General features: G+C 62.5%; 15 protein-coding genes. 7 read left to right on the top strand and 8 right to left on the bottom strand.

Annotated elements, in window-relative coordinates:
- Nucleotides 1–13: 13 nt before the first annotated feature.
- From ACAX43_RS03065 to ACAX43_RS03045, 5 genes are all read right to left on the bottom strand, one after another.
- Entirely contained in the window at nucleotides 14–1,642 is a 1,629-nt protein-coding gene (locus ACAX43_RS03065) for a multicopper oxidase domain-containing protein (RefSeq protein WP_370707094.1), read from the bottom strand.
- Nucleotides 1,643–1,685: 43 nt separating this feature from the next.
- A complete protein-coding gene (locus tag ACAX43_RS03060) occupies nucleotides 1,686–3,248 on the bottom strand; it encodes a multicopper oxidase domain-containing protein (protein ID WP_370706930.1) in 1,563 nt (520 codons plus the stop codon).
- A gap of 390 nt (nucleotides 3,249–3,638) precedes the next feature.
- Complete coding sequence (locus tag ACAX43_RS03055; RefSeq protein ID WP_370706929.1) at nucleotides 3,639–5,291, bottom strand: alkaline phosphatase family protein; 1,653 nt, start codon at nucleotides 5,289–5,291, stop codon at nucleotides 3,639–3,641.
- Between the two features lie 202 nt (nucleotides 5,292–5,493).
- On the bottom strand, nucleotides 5,494–6,456 hold the full coding sequence (locus ACAX43_RS03050; protein WP_370706928.1) for a substrate-binding domain-containing protein: 963 nt from the start codon (nucleotides 6,454–6,456) through the stop codon (nucleotides 5,494–5,496).
- A 61-nt stretch (nucleotides 6,457–6,517) separates the two neighbouring features.
- Complete coding sequence (locus ACAX43_RS03045) at nucleotides 6,518–7,888, bottom strand: protein kinase (RefSeq protein ID WP_370706927.1); 1,371 nt, start codon at nucleotides 7,886–7,888, stop codon at nucleotides 6,518–6,520.
- A 242-nt stretch (nucleotides 7,889–8,130) separates the two neighbouring features.
- Between ACAX43_RS03045 and ACAX43_RS03040 the strand changes: the two genes are divergently transcribed.
- The 5 genes from ACAX43_RS03040 to ACAX43_RS03020 all read left to right on the top strand — a co-directional run bounded on the left by ACAX43_RS03040 (nucleotide 8,131) and on the right by ACAX43_RS03020 (nucleotide 10,996).
- The gene (locus tag ACAX43_RS03040; protein ID WP_370706926.1) at nucleotides 8,131–8,751 is read left to right on the top strand and encodes a methylated-DNA--[protein]-cysteine S-methyltransferase; all 621 of its coding nucleotides are present in this window, start codon (nucleotides 8,131–8,133) and stop codon (nucleotides 8,749–8,751) included.
- 128 nt (nucleotides 8,752–8,879) lie between these two features.
- Complete coding sequence (locus ACAX43_RS03035) at nucleotides 8,880–9,206, top strand: ArsR/SmtB family transcription factor (RefSeq protein ID WP_370706925.1); 327 nt, start codon at nucleotides 8,880–8,882, stop codon at nucleotides 9,204–9,206.
- Entirely contained in the window at nucleotides 9,203–10,288 is a 1,086-nt protein-coding gene (gene arsB / locus ACAX43_RS03030) for an ACR3 family arsenite efflux transporter (protein ID WP_370706924.1), read from the top strand. Before ACAX43_RS03035 ends, arsB begins: the two co-directional genes overlap by 4 nt.
- Nucleotides 10,285–10,659 (top strand): arsenate reductase (glutaredoxin), encoded by a 375-nt coding sequence (arsC, locus tag ACAX43_RS03025; RefSeq protein ID WP_370706923.1) that lies wholly within the window; start codon nucleotides 10,285–10,287, stop codon nucleotides 10,657–10,659. Before arsB ends, arsC begins: the two co-directional genes overlap by 4 nt.
- A 31-nt stretch (nucleotides 10,660–10,690) precedes the next feature.
- Nucleotides 10,691–10,996, top strand: coding sequence for a panthothenate synthetase (locus ACAX43_RS03020; RefSeq protein WP_370707093.1), 306 nt, complete (start codon nucleotides 10,691–10,693; stop codon nucleotides 10,994–10,996).
- A gap of 152 nt (nucleotides 10,997–11,148) precedes the next feature.
- Here the strand turns inward: ACAX43_RS03020 and ACAX43_RS03015 are convergent, their stop codons facing one another.
- Nucleotides 11,149–12,390, bottom strand: coding sequence for a Zn-dependent hydrolase (locus ACAX43_RS03015; RefSeq protein WP_370706922.1), 1,242 nt, complete (start codon nucleotides 12,388–12,390; stop codon nucleotides 11,149–11,151).
- 197 nt (nucleotides 12,391–12,587) lie between these two features.
- On the opposite strand from ACAX43_RS03015, the gene ACAX43_RS03010 reads away from it, so the two are divergent.
- Entirely contained in the window at nucleotides 12,588–13,190 is a 603-nt protein-coding gene (locus tag ACAX43_RS03010; RefSeq protein WP_370706921.1) for a phosphatase PAP2 family protein, read from the top strand.
- A 20-nt stretch (nucleotides 13,191–13,210) separates the two neighbouring features.
- Here ACAX43_RS03010 and ACAX43_RS03005 read toward each other — a convergent pair whose 3' ends face one another.
- Together ACAX43_RS03005 and ACAX43_RS03000 are read right to left on the bottom strand one after the other, a co-directional pair.
- Complete coding sequence (locus ACAX43_RS03005; protein WP_370706920.1) at nucleotides 13,211–14,563, bottom strand: MFS transporter; 1,353 nt, start codon at nucleotides 14,561–14,563, stop codon at nucleotides 13,211–13,213.
- Nucleotides 14,564–14,638: 75 nt separating this feature from the next.
- Nucleotides 14,639–15,754 (bottom strand): NADH:flavin oxidoreductase/NADH oxidase, encoded by a 1,116-nt coding sequence (locus ACAX43_RS03000; RefSeq protein ID WP_370706919.1) that lies wholly within the window; start codon nucleotides 15,752–15,754, stop codon nucleotides 14,639–14,641.
- Nucleotides 15,755–16,023: 269 nt separating this feature from the next.
- Between ACAX43_RS03000 and ACAX43_RS02995 the strand changes: the two genes are divergently transcribed.
- Nucleotides 16,024–16,950, top strand: a complete 927-nt coding sequence (locus ACAX43_RS02995; RefSeq protein ID WP_370706918.1) for a LysR family transcriptional regulator — start codon at nucleotides 16,024–16,026, stop codon at nucleotides 16,948–16,950.
- The last annotated feature ends 34 nt before the right edge of the window (nucleotides 16,951–16,984 follow it).

The raw sequence follows: 16,984 nt of genomic DNA, 5'->3' as shown, positions 1-16,984 counted from the left end.
TTTCTCCCCGCCTCTAATTGCCTTCGTTGATCGTGAAAGCTTGTGGATCCACGAGCATCATCATCATCATTCCGCCAGGGAAGATGTTGTTCGTGGTGATCTCGCGTTCATTGTGTGAGTGCCACATGTAGGCAAAGCCCGCTTCGCTGGACGGTGGATTCACGACCGTGCCGCTCGGCGGCGTCGTCCCGGTGAAAGCCGTGGCGCGAACGGTGGCGTCCGGGCCGAGATAGGGACTGCCGCCGTACCATGTGCCGTTGGTGAGCACACGTGCATCCGGCAAGGTCACCGGGCCGCCGCTCCCCACGTTGCCGAATGGATGGGCTTCCAGCGCCTTGTTGTGATCGGCGCACCACTCGTAGTAGTTCGGCGCTTTCGGATCGGCCGTGTAGTAGCCGTTGGCGTCCGGAATGCAGACGCTGCCGTCGCCCGGCTTGTGTCCGTAGACGTCCCAATTCAGGCCGCGGCCGGTCCAGTAGAAGATGCCGTCCAGGGCGAGGCCGGGCGTCGTCGTGGTCGTGAAGAGCAAGGGGCCCGCGAGTTTGGTCGGATCCGTCTTGCTGAGCAGCAGGTTGCCGTCGCGCGCCAGCACTCGCACGTGATTACCGTGTTCGTGGAAAGGGTGCTGCCAGCGCCCCGTGCCGATCACCCGCAACAGCACCAGCTCGCCCGGATGCATGTGCGGATTGCCGTTGTACGGCTGATTCGGATATTGCTGCGCGTAGTTCGGATCCATGTCGTCCGGCATCGAACGTCCATTGATCATGTAATAGGCCGGGTGATAGGGCTCCGTTTCGACGCTCATGCAGCCGGTGGGTTGGGTGCAGGATTTGGCGGCCTCCTGCTCGGCCTGCAGATGGATGCGCGGATCCATTTCGGAAAACTGGAACAGATACTCGCGGTCGTAGCAGGTCGCGCTATGGTTGTAGGCTGCCGCGGCATTGCGGTAATCGGGTTGCCCGTCGGGAAGACTCGCGGATACCGCGCGGCAACCCGTCGGCACGGCGAGCGAACCGGTCGAGGTAGTCGGCAACACGATCAGCGCGCCGAACAGACCCATTTCGATCTGCAGATCGCCCTGCGTGCCGCTGTAGTAACTATGCGTGCCCGGCGTCGCCGCGACGAAGCTGTAGGTCACCGTGTTGCCGTGCGTCGCCTCGCGCGTCAGCACACCCGGCACGCCGGTTTGCGTCGCCGGACAGGTGCCGTCCGGGTTCAGCACCGCCGCGCACACCTGGAAGCCGGGAAACAGGATCGAGGTGTTGCCCGCGGCAGCCGGCAGGTTGTTGGTGAGCGTGATGGTGACGACGTCGCCCTGTTTGACGATCAGCGTCGGCCCCGGAATCTGCATGCTCGGACAGTTCGCGCCCGGGATGCCCGCCGGCGAAAATCCCGCCGGCGCCGTGCGGCAGCCATACCCCCAGGAATAAATGCTCGTGCCATCCGGCTGACTGATACGGTTCGCCTCGGCACTGAAGTCGAACGTCGTGCCGGTGATCCCGGGCGCGGCGGCCTGCGCCTGCAGGCAAAACAGCGCAGCCAGCAGCGTGACGCCGAAGCGCGCGATGCGTGCGATGCGTGCGATGCGTGCCAATCGTGTACTGCGCCCGATACGCGCCACGCATGCCAGCTCCGCACGCATCGCGATCCACCTTGTGTTGATGAAGTTACCCACGGTTGTTCTCCTAGGAGCAGGACTTCGTGGTCGGGTCCACCGAATGGCAGATGTGGACCTCGGTCATCAACCCGCCGAAATTCTCGGCGTCGTTCGACAGGTGATCGAGGTTCGGCGTGTACAGGTAATAGATCGCGCCTGGCGAGTACTTCGTCGTATCGCTCGCGTCGAGAATCACGTCGATCGACTCACCGCCGCCCAGCGTGATCGAGTTCGTGGTGTAGGTCATGTCGTTGCCGGCCAGATCGCGCAATAGCCGGGCGTTCATGCCGATCACGTGCATCGGAATGCCGAGCGAGGCGAGCGTCTGAAACTCGGTGACGTCGAGGTCCGAGATTCTGAGCAGCGCCTTGCCGCCGGCCGGAATGTTGATCAACGCCGGCAAGGGTTGCGAATAGTGCTTTGAGCCGTCCGCCACCGGCGTTTGCATCGGACCCGGCGTGACCGTGTCCGGATAGCTGCGGCCGTTCAACATGAAGTGTTTGTCCTTCATATCGACGAACGGCTCGGGATTGAAGGTCATGCCGATGAAGTGGAAGTTCGGATCGAAGCCATGAATCTGGATCGGATACTCCACGTCGTAGGCGGTCGAACCGTCGCCGTCGTTGTAGGCGTAGAGCGTCGGCGTGCCGCTCTTGTTCTTCATGTGCCTCACGCTGTTCTGCGGCGGCAGCGGCGCCGAGCAGAGAATGTCGGTGCCGCACCGCGTGCGCGGGTCGAGCTGCTGCGCTACCAGCGAGTCGTAGAGCGTGGCCGTGGTGACCCGGTTCTGCCGGGGTCGCACGTAGATCTGTCCGACCATCCCCATTTGCAGATGCTCAGGCGGCGTGATGTGGCAGTGCCAGAAGTAGGTGCCGGCGTCGGGCGAGAGGTAGTAGTAGGTAAAGCTCGCGCCGATGTTGATCGCTACCGAGGCATCCGGCACGCCGTCGAAGAAAGCCGAAGCGTTCGGGTAGCCGTGGAAGTGCACCGTGTGCTGTTCGAACAGGTCGGGGCGCATGATCATCCCGACGTTGGTGAGCGTCAGGAAGAACTCGTCGTCCTCGTCGATGGCCATGGTCGGCGCGGGAATGTTGCCGTTCATCACGCCGATGTCCATGATCGGCCGCGGGTCGACGTGACCGGTCAGCTGGCCGGCCGGCACCGATTCCGGGTCCGGCGCAAGGCCGACTGCGCCGTTGTAGTTCAGATCGACCGTGGCGTCGCCGACGGTGTTGAACACCGAGGCGAACTGGGTGCCGGGCAGGCCGTTCCGAATGTCGGCGAGGCCGGATAACGGACCGAAGGAGAACATGTAGGTCTGCGTGCCGTCGCCCATCGTCGCGTAACCGTCGCCGCCCGAAATCTGCTGGCATTTGATCGCGCCATTGACATAGGTCTTTGCCGTCGAGCCGGGGGCGGTCGCCGACGGGCCGATATAAGCCGGCTCGCCCGCGCCGGACGGCAGCGCGTTCGGATGCAACGTCGTCGTCGGCGGACATTGCACGCGGAACGACTGGGCGAACGACGGCAACGCGAATAGCAGCAACAGCAGCGCTGCAAAGCCGTTCCGACACATGGGAATGCTGAACATATGACCTCCGTCCAGGGGTCAGCCAGCGCGAACCGCGCTGGAGGCCATGCTCTACCGTGGGCACACGACGGGTTCGTGCGACACGGACCCGTAGATGGATTCTGCAGATGCGCGCGGGCGCCTGGGATGGGTCAACTCCCTACACTTGCGGTAGGGGCGAACCCAGCGGGAGGGGGTGGGAGGGTTTGCTACGAGGGGCTTGTCCAGCCGCCACGCGCCGCAAGGGCAAGAAGGGAAATGGGATAGATGACGAGTCCGGGCGCGATCTTCGTGCGCGAGCGCACGTTCGGGACCCGGATGGTGTTGACAATTGACGGCAGGCGAGTGAAGCCGCTCACTCGCCTGCTCTCCAACCCGTGACGATCAGAACGGCACGGACAGCAAAGACCGTTAGAAGCCCAGGCCCGGCAGCACTTGCGTGCCTTCCACCGCCACCGATTGCAGCAGCGACGGGTTCAGATTCAGCGACTTCAAAATGGTCGGCGCCACCTGGGTCGTGCTGACCGTCGTGGCGTTCGTTGCCGCCTGCAGCGTCGGATACGAAACCAGCAGGCCGAGGTGGCTATCGTCCGGCGCATTGCCGCCGTGTTCAGCGTCTTTCACCTTGCTGCCGGTATAGATCACGCCCGGATTCGGCTGCACGACGATGTCCGGCGTGCGGCCTTGCGCTGGATCGCCGAACTTCGCCGCCAGCGCGGCGCCGGTCAGGATGTAGGCCTGCGGACCGTCTGCGCAGATGCCCGTCGAGGTGCACGACAGATTAGCCTGCAGTGTCGCCACGACCTGCGCGGCTTGCGTCTGGTCGCGCAGCCAGATCAACCCGACATCGTCGGTCTGGGCCATGCCCGTACCCACGAGGCCGGTGCCGTCGTTCAGGTTGCCGCTCGTCGTCGCGAACTGGCCGAAGTTGCCTTTCGAGTCGAGATAGTTGTTGGCTTCGAGCAGAGCCGTCAACGAGTCGCCATTCTTGACCAGCTTCGTATGGTCGGAGGGCGATTGACCGTGCTTGGCCGTGACGATGAACACGGTCGACGCGGCCAGGTTCCGCGCTTTCAGTTCGGCTGCCATTTTGCCGATTGCCGTGTCGACATAGGTGATCGCGGCGGCAACCTGCGGACCGGGCGTGAAGTTGGCGTCCGTATAGCCGCCACCCGATGCATTGGTTGCTTTCTGCGCGACGCTCAGCGTCTGGAAGTTGGTGCCGAAGACGGTCGGCACACCCGGCGTGGTCGTGCCGGTGGAGTCTTTGCCGTCGATCTGGTTAATGATCGCCTGCACGTGCAGATTGTCGAACGTTTCGGTATGCGTATAAACGTCGGTGTAGTTGGTCTTCGTCGCCGGGTCGATCGAATTGATTTCGGTGCGCGCCAGATCGTCGACGCCCTTGCCCGACGGTCCATTCACCCAGTCATAGCCCCACGCATGCTTGTCCGCCCAGGCGGTGCGGGCGTTGGCCATTTGCGACTTGACGACTTCGAAGACCGTGTTGGTCTTGATGTAGTTGTGCGGATAGACCGGCGTACAGACCCCGTTCACCTTCGCGTTCGGAATGGCTTGCGGATTGAATGCGCCGCCGCCGTTCATGTGGACGAGCGCGCCGCCGTTCATTGCATCGATACCGGTCGTTTCGTCGAACACCACGTTCCAGCCTTGCGCGCCTTTGCACTGCGTATCGCTCGGAGCGTAGAGCGTGCGGTCATAGGAGACGTCATAGAAGAGGCCGGCGGTTTTCGGCGACCCGCCCGTGAGCAGCGCGGCCAGACCCGGGAACGAATCCGAGAGACCCGGCGTGAAGGCGTTCGAATAGGTCACGCCTGTCTGCGCAAGTGCCGCGATGTTCGGACAGGTTTTATTGGCGATACAGTTGGCGAGATCCTGCTGATGCATGCCGTCGACGCTCACAAGCAGCACATGCTGCGCGCTGGCGATTCCGTTCGACGCGGGCGTTGACGTGCTGGGATTGTCATCATGGCCGCCGCATGCGCTAAGCAATGCGGCGAGGATCAATCCTGAGGGCAACGCGTAGCGGAAGGGACTACTCATCGGTTTGTCTCCAGACAGGTATGGGGGTGAACTGGCGGCCTGCTCGCCGCCGTATAGGCGGCATGAGCAGCGGACCATTCTGGAGACTCAACGAGTCACGAATGTTACCGAAGGATTTCGATTACATTCACTTACATTAAGTTTTATTCTTTTAGAACGTCTTTTGTAAGCAGAGCGCGGCGACTTTCGTACTTCTCGTCCGTCAATGATTCTCGCTCGTCACCAACTGCAGCGGTGTCTCTATCACCCGCGACAACTCGCTCTGCTTTCTCTGTTCGGTGACCGCCTTCAATGCCACATCGATCCCAAACACGGCTTGCCGCTCGGCAAACTGATTCATCGTGGCGAGCACGCGGCCGTCGGCGATCAGCGGCTTGATCGCATCGTTATCGTTGTAGCCGGTGATATAAACGCCGCCGGTTCTGCCCGCATCGCGCACCGCATCCACCGCCCCCATCGCCATGGTGTCGTTGCCGCACATCAACGCACGGATCCGCGGGTAGTCCGCCAACATTCTCGACGCCACGTCTCTTCCTTTCCCATACTCCCAGTCGGCGCTTCGTATCGCGACGATCTTCATGCCGGCCGCGTTCATCGCATCCTTGCAACCCGCCGTGCGTTGCAGCGCGTTGCGTTCCGCGGAAACGCCTTCGATGATCCCGACCTGCTCCCCGGCCTTGAGCCGTCCAGCAAGATAATTCCCCACCTGCATCGCACCCTTGCGGTTGTCCGGGCCGACGAACGGCACGGAAATACCGGCGGCATCCTGCGCGGCATCGTCGAGCGGGTTGTCGATGGTGACCATGATGATTCCCGCCTTGATTCCCCGCGCGACGATCGCTGTCAGCGCCTTCGAGTCAATCGGCGCGACAACGATCGCGTTCATCCGGGCCTTGATCAACTCGTCCACCATCCGGATTTGCCCGGAAGTGTCGGTCTCCGTGGTTGTTCCACGAACCGTCAAACCGAACTGCGACGCGTAGTGCTTCTGATAGTTCTGCGCCGCGCCCGCCAGCGCTACCGTGAACGGATCGGTGAGCGACTTCAACACGAGGGCGATCTTCAGCATGCCGGCCTGCATCACATCGGCACGTGCCGCCCCTGTCAGGCCGGCCGCAGCAAGCGTGCCGGCCATCAGCACACGGCGGCGCATCCTCTGCGTCATGAATTTTCTCCTATTAGCTCGGGCTGACGAAATGGGCACGTTGCGTTCACACCAAAGCCGATCAAATCGCGGGCAACGCTGCCCCGTCGCCATGATCGGAATCCATCAGCGCCGACAAATCGGCAGCAATTTCATCGAACAGCGGCCGGCTGTCGACCTCCTCACTCAAGCAATTCTCTTTCAACTTCACCAGCTTCGCCGCGATGTGCGCCTCGGTATCCAGTCCGTCGCATCGGTCGAGCAACTCCTCGAGCAGACAACCATACGCCCTGACTTCCAGGCGTTGAAGCGAACGGCCGAGTTGCCGATCATCAGTCGCATAGAAAGACGCCGCGCCAAAATCACCCAGCAACGCGCGACCTTGGCCGCCGCGCAGAATATTGTGTGCGTACAGATCGCCATGCATCACGCCTTGCCGATGCAAATGACACGCTGCGGAAGCGATGCCGTATGCAATGCGTACCGCCGAAGCCCACTCGAAGCGCGTGGCGGCGGCATAGATATCGCGCGTACACGATTCGAGGCTCGGTGGCCCGGCGAGGTTGGTGAATTGCGGATCGATCAGTTCCATGACCAGACCGTGGGTGCCCGCTGGATGGTCCTTCACTTTGCCCACCACCGGAATCAGGTTCGGATGATCGCCGGCACGAATGCAAGCCGCCATCTCGCAGTCAGGCAATCCATCGCTGGTCACCGTGCCCTTGAACAACTTGACGGCGACAGGCCGGGACGTGTCGCCATGACGTGCAAGAAGCTCCGCACGATAAATCACACCGGAAGCACCCTCGCCTAACTGCTGTTCGAGTTTCAACTCATCCCATCGAGTGTCGACGATCGGCGTATCGATCAATGCCATCGTCTCCAGCGCTTCGCTGAATGGATTGCCGGCGTAAGCCAGCCACGCAAGCCGGGGCAGACGCAACAACCACGCAGGCAGTCCATCAAGTTGATTCGCCGCGAGACGCAGCAGTTCGAGCCGCGAGCAGGCGGCCAGTTGCTCGGGCAGTGTTCGCAACCGGTTACCGGCAAGCATCAGCTTCTGCAGTTGCGTACAGGCGCCGACTTCCGGAGGGAGTGCTTCGAGCTCGTTGTCGGTGAGGATCAGCCAACGCAGTTGAGGGGGCAGCGATGTGCCCGACACTGTGCGGATGCGGTTTGCCTTGAAGCCGACCATGCTCAGTTGCGAACACTGCCCCAGGACTTCCGGCAATTCAGTGAACGGGTTGTCGGAAGCAAAGATGACACGCAGCTTGCTCAGCCGCGGCAAATCGTCAGGCAGCGACGTGAGTGCATTGCCCGACAGGTCGAGAATTTCCAGGGTGTCGGCCAGATCGAAAATCTCGCGGGGAAATTCGCTCAACCCGCACGTCAGTTTGAGCCGGCGAGTACCCGCCAGTTGTCCGGCCCGCAGTTGTTCAAGAGTGGTTGTCACAGTGGTGGAGAAGCTACCCGGTTGCCGGTGAGCGTTGTGCAGAAGGTATCGATTCTACTGACTCGCGGGTCGGGCGCGGTCGCGCGGTCGTGATTCGCGATGAATTGAACCGCAAGATCCCGAGGGCCCTCGGATAAGATGAGGTTTAACTTGTCAGATATGGGCGCTATTCCATTCCATTACGGGTGCATGCATCGCCCGTCGGGACGCCGTCTCAGCCCCAACCAGCCAGGAGCAACCAGGTGACATACGCATACAAGTTGATGGATTCTCCCGTCGGCGAACTCAAGCTCGTTGCAAACGGCGACCGGCTGGCCGCCATTCTGTGGGAGAACGACAAACCGAACCGGGTGCGTCTGCCGGAGCGGGTGGAAGCCGATGATCGTCCGATCCTGATCGAAACCGAGCGGCAGCTCAATGAATATTTTGCCGGCACGAGAGATCGGTTCGACCTTGCACTCGATTTCCAGGGAACGGACTTCCAGAAGAAAGTTTGGGCGGCGCTATTGACGATCCCGTTCGGCGAAACGCGCAGCTACTCGGACATTGCCACGCAAATCGGCAACGTCAATGCGGTGCGCGCCGTGGGCGCGGCGAACGGCAGAAATCCGATCTCCATCGTGGCGCCGTGTCATCGCGTGATCGGCGCTTCAGGCGAGCTGACCGGTTTTGCCGGAGGATTGACCAACAAGATGTTTCTCCTGTCGCTCGAGGCCGGACAGACTTTGCTGGAATCGGCTTCGGCTTCGGCTTCGGCTTCGGCTTCGGCCGCCGCGCCGGGAGCGGTCGATCTGGAAACGCGGGTGAAACCGGCACGCCCGGCACCCAGTCGCGGCACGCAGACCTCCTTGTTCGGAAACTGAGCCGGATGAAGTCGGCGCGATGACCGCAGCCGGTGGCGTTCAAGACCTCGTGACCGGTCACATCGCCCGCAGATCATATTATTTCAACAATACTTGAAATATAGAAACGATAAGGGTATCGTTTCGCCATGGACTCAAACCTCGTTGTACGCGCCCTTGGCGCGCTCGCCCACGAATCGCGGCTGGCGATCTTCCGTTTGCTGGTCGTGGCCGGGCCGGACGGCATGGCCGCCGGTGAAATCGCGCAACAGCTGGGGCTTTCCCCTTCAAGCCTTTCCTTCCACCTGAAGGACCTGACCCATGCGGAGTTGGTGAAGCCGCGGCAGGACGGCCGCTTCATCATCTACACCGCGAATTTCGACGCGATGACAGGCCTGCTCGTCTTTCTGACCGAAAACTGCTGCGCCGGCACGACCTGCGCTGCGAGCGACCTTCCCGGCTGCTGCGAACAATGAGCACGACCACCATCAGGACTCGCGGCGCACGGCCCGCAATCGGATTCTTCGAGCGTTACCTGACCGTCTGGGTCGCGCTGTGCATCGTAGGCGGCACCCTGCTCGGGCAGGTACTGCCCCAGCTCTTTCAGGCGATCGGTCGCATGGAGGTGGCGCAGGTCAATCTCCCGGTTGGCGTGCTGATCTGGGTGATGATCATTCCCATGCTGGTCAAGATCGATTTTGCCGCGATGACGCAGGTGAAAAGCCAGTGGCGCGGCATCGGCGTGACCGTGTTCGTGAACTGGTTCGTCAAACCGTTTTCGATGGCGTTGCTCGGCTGGATTTTCATTCGGCACGTGTTCGCGCCATGGCTTCCCGCGAATCAGCTCGACAGCTATATCGCCGGTCTCATTCTGCTGGCGGCCGCGCCGTGCACGGCGATGGTGTTCGTCTGGTCGCAACTCTGCAAGGGCGACCCGTATTTCACGCTCTCGCAAGTGGCGCTCAACGACGCCATCATGATCGTCGCGTTCGCGCCGCTCGTCGCCCTCCTGCTGGGTTTGTCGGCGATTACGGTGCCATGGAACACGCTGATCATTTCGGTTGGCCTGTACATCGTCATCCCGGTCGTCCTCGCCCAACTGCTGCGCCGGTGTCTGATGACCAAAGGCGACGCGCATTTCCGGCAGGCGGTCGCCCACCTCGGACCCTATTCGATCAGCGCGTTACTCGCGACCCTCGTGCTGCTGTTCGCCTTTCAGGGGCAGGCGATCGTCAGGGAGCCGCTCGTTATCGCGATGCTCGCGGTGCCGATTCTGATTCAGGTGTTCTTCAATTCCGGCCTCGCGTATCTGCTCAATCGGCGGCTGGGCGTCGCGCATTGCGTCGCAGGTCCGTCGAGTCTGATCGGCGCAAGCAATTTCTTCGAGCTTGCGGTCGCCACGGCGATAAGTCTGTTCGGATTTCACTCGGGCGCCGCGCTTGCCACGGTGGTCGGCGTGCTGATCGAAGTGCCGGTCATGCTGCTGGTGGTCGGCGTCGTCAATCGTTCGCAGCACTGGTATGAAGCAAAACCCGGCGTTAAAGGACAACGTGTATGAACGTCACGATCTATCACAACCCCGATTGCGGCACGTCGCGCAATGCGCTGGCCATGATCCGCAATGCCGGCATCGAGCCCGACATCATCGAGTATCTGAAGAGCCCGCCTGATCGCGCCACGCTGAAGGACCTGATCGAGCGCGCCGGCCTCACCGTGCGCGCCGCGCTGCGCGAAAAAGGCACGCCCTACGCCGAACTCGGCCTCGCGGACGCGTCCTTGAGCGATGACCAATTGCTCGACGCGATGCTGGCGCATCCGATTCTCATCAATCGACCCATCGTCGTCACGCCGCTCGGCGTGCGTCTATGCCGGCCTTCCGAAGTCGTTCTCGATATCCTGCCCGCCGCGCATAAAGCACCTATCCTTTAGATGCCCTTTGGGCATCAACCAGGAGGATGACATGCGCATGCTTCTCAACATACGAATACCGCACGAACCGTTCAACACGCTGGTACGCGATGGCACGATCGGCGAAGTGATGGCGAAAATACTTGAAGATGTGAAACCGGAGGCCGCCTACTTCACCGAGCAGAATGGAACACGCGGCGCGGTGCTGGTGGTCAATCTGAATGACCCCTCGGGAATTCCCGCACTCGCGGAACCGTGGTTTTTGAAATTCAACGCGGACTGCGAACTGCGCGTCGCAATGGTGCCGGAAGACCTCATGAAAGCCGGGCTGGAGAATCTCGGCTCGAAATGGAAATAACGCGCACCCGTGTGCTGAGCCAGATGTTTGCCGCCTGCGACTCATGAAATACGCCGCGGACGGCAACATTCGACCCAACATTCGACCGACAGGCAACGTCGTCGGCCGTCAGGTTGCGCAGGATGAAATCGCCATGCCTGGGTCCAGGTTCGTCACGATCGCCTCGCCGACTGCTCCAGAAGCATAGCGGCCGCCGCGGTGGCCGCGACCTGGCAGCCGAGGACGAGATGCGCCTCAGCCGTATCTTCGATGAAATCGTGACTCACGCCGCCAATGCTCGGCACGAACATCATGCAGGCCGGCATGCAACGGGCGATGACCTGAGCGTCGTGCGCGGCCCCGCTCGGCATGCGCAGCCATTGCCCCGGCGCGAGGGTATCGGCGGCGCTCGCGAGATGCGCTGCGAGCGCCGCGTCCATCGTCACCGGCTCCATGGGTTCGTCGAAGGTTGTTAGCGCCACGCCGACCGGGCCTTGCGCATCGAAGTCCCGCACGAGTTCGGCGAGCCTCTCTTCCATCGCCCGCAGGCGCGCGGCGTTCGCGTCGCGGAATTGCAGATACATGTCGGCCTGGCCCGGCACCACGCTAAGCGAGCCCGGGTCGAGATCGATGCGCCCCACTGTCCAGACGGTATCGGCATCCGCGAGTGGCGCGAACGCGTCGTTCATCCGGGCGATAAAAGCGACCAGGGCCGCGCCGGCGTCGCGCCGGATCGACATCGGCGTCGTGCCGGCATGGTTGCGCTGCCCTGTGAAGCGCACCCGCAACTCGCGGAGCCCGACGATCGTGGTGACCACGCCGATGGATTTCCCGGCGGCTTCCAGCCGGCCGCCTTGCTCGATATGCGGCTCCAGATAAGCGACATGCCGGCCTGGCTCGAAGCAGGCGCGCGGCAGCCCGGCAAGACCCGCGGCTTCCAGCACGTCCTGAAGGCGCTGCCCTTCCCGGTTCGTGGCGCTTCGGATCGACGCGCCGACCGGATCGCCGACGAAGCTGCGGCTGCCGAGCAAGCCGGAAAAGGTCCCCTCTTCGTCGATCCATGACGCCACGTCCACCGCGAGGTGACGCGTCGCGTCGTTTTCCGCCAGCGCGCGAGCGATCTCCAGTCCATAGATGACGCCCATCGCGCCGTCGAGCCAGCCGCCGGTGGGCTGGGTATCCGTATGAGAGCCGATGACGAGCGCGGGCCCGCTGTTGCGCGAGCGGCCGAATACGGTCCCCACACCGTCGATTGCGGCATCGAGCCCCGCCTCCGCCATGCGCCCAACCAGCCAGCGGCGCGACTCAAGGTCCACCGGCGAGAGCGCGAGGCGCACGACGCCCGGACCTGTGGCCCCGAAGCTGCGCAGTCGCTTGAGATCGGTCAGCAACCGGTCCGTATCGATCTTCACCACGGTTTCATCTCCTTGGAGTGTTCACATTTCACACACGCTGCCCGACCCCTTGCGGGCGCGCATTAAACGTACATGCGGCTTTTCGTATCGACAGATTACACGGTCTCACGGCGGACGATTTCGCCATCGTAGCGGCCTAAGCGCTCCCTAAGGTTCTCCCGCTAAGATCGGTGCGCGATTGTCTATAAACTCACGGCATGAATACACTTGAAACGTTCAATCAGGCGCTCTTTCTGATGATCAACGCCACGCCGTCCACACCGGCGTGGCAAATCGACGTGGCGCGCCTGATCGCCGATTACCTCATCTATCTCGTGCCGCTGTCGCTTGTCGCGATGTGGCTCTTCGGCGACGCGCGTCAGCGTGAGGTCGCGGTGCACGCGTGTTGCGTGACCGTGCTGGCCCTCGCGCTCAATCAGATGATCGGTCTGGTTTGGCAACATCCCCGGCCGTTCGTGATCGGGATCGGCCATACGTTTCTGCAGCACGCGCCCGACTCGTCGTTCCCCAGCGATCATGGGACCGTCTTCGCCGGTATCGCGTTGACCTTGTTGCTGAATGGTGCGAGACGGTACGGCGTGGCGATCCTGCTGTCCGGTCTCGCGGTGGCGTGGGCGCGCGTGTTTGTCGGCGTCCACTTTCCGCTCGACATGGTGGGCGCCGTTGCAGTGGCATGCATCGCATTCCTGCTGATCGCGCCGCTGTGGCGGGCGGCGGGCACGCCGGTGACGCGCAGTCTCGTCACCGCGTACCGCAAGCTGCTGGCGTGGCCGATCAAACGTGGCTGGTTGTCCTCGTAGGTCCCGGCGAGCACACTTGTCTAGTCCGGCATGCCTTCGCCACGCGTCTCGGGCAGGAACCACGGCAACACGATGCCGAGCAGATACACCGAGCCGAGCGCCAATGCCGCCTGCGACACACCGCCGAACGATTTGATCATGCTGCCCGCAATGATCGGGAAAACCCATGCGATCAGACGCGCGGCGTTGAACACGACGCTGATCGCGGTCGAACGCACCGAGCTGTTAAAGAGCTCGCACGGGTAGATCGCCATCCACACATAGGCGCAGCCGAGCGTAAAGAAGCCGTTGATCGGCGCGACCAGCATCATCGCTTCGACGTTGTTCACCAGCTTGTAGGTGATGACCGTGGTCACCAGCGAGCCGACAAAGCTCAGCGACAGGAACGCACGCCGGCCAATCGCATCGATGATGAAACCCGCCAACATGTAGGCCACGATCGCGCCGACGGTATAGGTGATCGAGACCTTCGAGCCCCACGACAACGCGTCGGGCAAACCTTGGGCCTTGGCGATCGCCACGGTATAGCTGGGCAACCAGCTGGAGATCGCCCACCAGCCGACCGTCGTGACGACCGACAGCGCCAGCAGAATCAGCGTGCGGCGCAGCGCTTCGCGTTCGGTGAACAATTGCGCGAGCGTGAAGGGGCGCTTGCCGGAATCGGCCGTCGCGCCCGCTGCGGGCTCGGCATTCGTCGCACTCCAGCGTTTTTCGCGCACCGCGCGCTGCCATTTCTCCGACTCGTTGACACCGCGCCGGATATACAGCACGAACAACGCGGGAATCGCGCCGAGCACGAACATGAGCCGCCAGGTTTCGGCGCCGAGCGGCTGCGTCGACGAAAGCGCGTACCACACCAACACCGCCGTCAGCGTGCCCCAGCCGAAGCCCGATTGCAGGAAACCGGCGCCTTTCGCGCGAGCCTGTTCCGGCCAGGTCTCCGACAACAACGCGATGCCTGTGCTCCATTCGCTGCCCATTGCGAGACCGGTCAGAAAGCGCAGCGCGCACAACGTCCAGAAGGTCGACGAGAACGCCGTCAAACCGGAAAACACCGCGTACAGGAATACGGACCACAGCATCATGCGCTTGCGCCCGACGTAGTCCGCGAGAATGCCGCCGACCAGACCGCCCACGCCCCAACCGAGCAACGTGATGCCGATCACGAGACCGGCGTAGATGGTGGGCGACGCGGCCTGTTCCGGCGACAGCACCGAATGCAGCATCGGCCTGAGTACGACCACGAGGGCCAACGCCTCGTAACCGTCGAAAATCCAGCCCAGAAAGCTGGCCCTGAGCACGCGCCAGTGCATCGGCGTCAGGCCGTCGTACCAGCGGGTGCGGGTGCTAACGGCGAGGTGTCCGTGTTCCATGTTTCGTCTCCTTGATGCTTTTATCAGAGTGATTCCGTGTGCCGGTCGCGCGCCGGCTTGCACTTGAGAAAAAGGCTAGCGTTGCCCGAACGCCGCACCGTCGAACACGCGTCCCGCCCCGCGCGGTTCGCAGCGCCAGTATTGCGGCGGCGCCTTGACGGTCGCGCCTAATGCGGCAGCGGCGTGCCAAGGCCAGCGGGGATCCCACAACACGGCACGCGCCAACGCGATCAGATCGGCGTCGCCGTCGCGGATCACCTTGTCGGCTTCGACGGCATCCGTAATGAGGCCGACGCCGATCGTCTTCATCCCGGTCGCTTCGCGCACCGCGCGGGCAAATGGAATCTGATAGTGCGGCCCGACCGGGATTTTCTGCAGCGGAGAAACGCCCCCCGTCGACACGTCGATCCAGTCGCAGCCACGCGCTTTCAGACGACGCGCCAGTTCGATGGTCTGCTCGATGTCCCAGCCGTCCTCTACCCAGTCGGTCGCCGAGACGCGCACGCCGAGCGGCTTGCCGGCGGGCCAGACGGCGCGCACGGCGTCGTAGATGTCGAGCGGAAAACGCATGCGGTTGTCGAGCGTGCCGCCATATTCGTCGGTACGCTGATTGGCGACCGGCGACAGGAACTGATGCAGCAGATAACCGTGTGCGAAGTGCAATTCAATCGCCGCGAGGCCGAGCCGCTCGGCACGCCGCGCGCTGTCGACAAACGCATCGCGGATGCGCGTCATGCCGTCGCGATCGAGTTCGATCGGCGGCACTTCGCCGTCGGACTGGGACCGCGCGGACGGGCCGCAAGCACGCCAGCCACCGTCCTCCAGCGCGATCTGCGAGCCGCCGCGCCACGGCGGTTCGCTCGACGACTTGCGTCCCGCGTGACACAACTGGATGCCGATCGGCATATCGCTGAACTGCCGAACTTCTTCAAGAACGCTCGCGAGGGCCTGTTCGTTAGCATCGGAATAGAGGCCGAGGCAATACGGCGTGATGCGGCCGGCCGCTTCCACCGCGGTTGCTTCGAGCAGCATCAGGCTCGCGCCGCTCAGCGACAGATTGCCGATATGGGTGCGATGCCACGCGCTGGCCGAGCCGTTCACCGCGCTGTACTGGCACATCGGACTAATGACGATGCGGTTCTCCAGCTTGAGCGAGCCGAGTTCGAACGGAGAGAAAAGTGTTGCGCTCATTAATGCGGTTCCTGGTCCCTGTGAAGAGGAATGACGTGTCTTGCGGAAATACACATCGAAGCAAAATTCGCCGCCTCGACTAAAATCGTGAATCACGATGCTTCGTGCACCGTGTACCGCTTGATCCCGCTGCACCTTTGGGTGCTGTAACGCCTCTAGCATGCGGATAGCCGGGCGTTTTGAAAACTTCTCAATGTTCACTGCAGGCATCGTCGATCGCGATGGTTGCAACCCGATAGATAGGGGAAAACCCCATGGTGAGCGCAAAAATGCGTGTTTCAGCAGACCGGCCGTTGCGCTTCGACATGGAATCGCTGCGCATTTTTGTGGCCGTGATCGAGGAAGGCAGCCTTGCGGCAGCGTCGGCGCGCACGCACCTCGTGGCGTCGGCGGTGAGCAAGCGGGTGTCGGATCTCGAAAGCGACGCCGGCACGCCGCTCCTCTATCGCCATAGCCGCGGCGTGCAGGCCACGCCTGCGGGAGACGCGCTTTACCACCATGCCAAGCGCCTGATCGAACATCTGCAGCAGATTTCCGACGAACTGTCCGAATACTCGGAAGGCCTGCGCGGCCATACGCGGATCTACGTCAACTTCACCGCGATGGTTCAGTATCTGCCCGGCGCGTTGCATTCGTTTTTGCGGGCGAATCCGGAAGTGCGGATCGACATGGTCGAGAAGTCGAGCGACGAAGTGGTGCAGGCGATCGCGAGCGGCGTGGCCGATCTCGGCATTTGCTCGGCCACCGAGGACTCGCTCGGCGATCTGCAATGGCATCTGTACAGCACCGACAAACTCGTGCTGCTCGTGCCATCGGATCATCGGCTGGCCGAGCGTAAGAGCGTGAACTTCTCAGAAGCGCTCGACGAAGACATCGTCAGCATGCAGCACGGCACGTCGATTTCGAAGCTGTGCCGGGCGTCGGCCGAGCGCCACGGCAGACGTCTGCGCGTGCGAATCGAGGTGACAAGCTTCGAGGGCGTGCGCAACATGGTCAGCGCGGGTCTGGGCATCGGCGTGTTGCCCGAAGACAGCGTGCGGCCGTATGTCAATTCGGCGCGGTTTTGCGTGGTCGAACTGGACGAACCGTGGTCGCTCAGGCCGCTGGTGATCGTCGCGCGCAATTTCGACACGTTGCCGATGCCCGCGCGCATGCTAGTCGATCATCTCGAGCGGAATCATAGCCCTACGCCGTAAAGGCTAGCGCGCGCGGCGGTGCTTCGAATCTTGC

The sequence above is a fragment of the Paraburkholderia sp. IW21 genome, assembly GCF_041321145.1.
Lineage (GTDB): Bacteria > Pseudomonadota > Gammaproteobacteria > Burkholderiales > Burkholderiaceae > Paraburkholderia.
Note: the sequence above shows the minus strand (reverse complement) of the source record. Positions and strands in the feature narration are given on the sequence as shown.

Coding starts and splice junctions, on each gene's coding strand:
- ACAX43_RS03005 (WP_370706920.1), bottom strand. CDS start 14,563: ATGGAACACGGACACCTCGCCGTTAGCACCCGCACCCGCTGGTACGAC.
- ACAX43_RS03050 (WP_370706928.1), bottom strand. CDS start 6,456: ATGACGCAGAGGATGCGCCGCCGTGTGCTGATGGCCGGCACGCTTGCT.
- ACAX43_RS03060 (WP_370706930.1), bottom strand. CDS start 3,248: ATGTTCAGCATTCCCATGTGTCGGAACGGCTTTGCAGCGCTGCTGTTG.
- arsC (WP_370706923.1), top strand. CDS start 10,285: ATGAACGTCACGATCTATCACAACCCCGATTGCGGCACGTCGCGCAAT.
- ACAX43_RS03055 (WP_370706929.1), bottom strand. CDS start 5,291: ATGAGTAGTCCCTTCCGCTACGCGTTGCCCTCAGGATTGATCCTCGCC.
- ACAX43_RS02995 (WP_370706918.1), top strand. CDS start 16,024: ATGCGTGTTTCAGCAGACCGGCCGTTGCGCTTCGACATGGAATCGCTG.
- arsB (WP_370706924.1), top strand. CDS start 9,203: ATGAGCACGACCACCATCAGGACTCGCGGCGCACGGCCCGCAATCGGA.
- ACAX43_RS03010 (WP_370706921.1), top strand. CDS start 12,588: ATGAATACACTTGAAACGTTCAATCAGGCGCTCTTTCTGATGATCAAC.
- ACAX43_RS03065 (WP_370707094.1), bottom strand. CDS start 1,642: ATGCGTGCGGAGCTGGCATGCGTGGCGCGTATCGGGCGCAGTACACGA.
- ACAX43_RS03020 (WP_370707093.1), top strand. CDS start 10,691: ATGCGCATGCTTCTCAACATACGAATACCGCACGAACCGTTCAACACG.
- ACAX43_RS03000 (WP_370706919.1), bottom strand. CDS start 15,754: ATGAGCGCAACACTTTTCTCTCCGTTCGAACTCGGCTCGCTCAAGCTG.
- ACAX43_RS03035 (WP_370706925.1), top strand. CDS start 8,880: ATGGACTCAAACCTCGTTGTACGCGCCCTTGGCGCGCTCGCCCACGAA.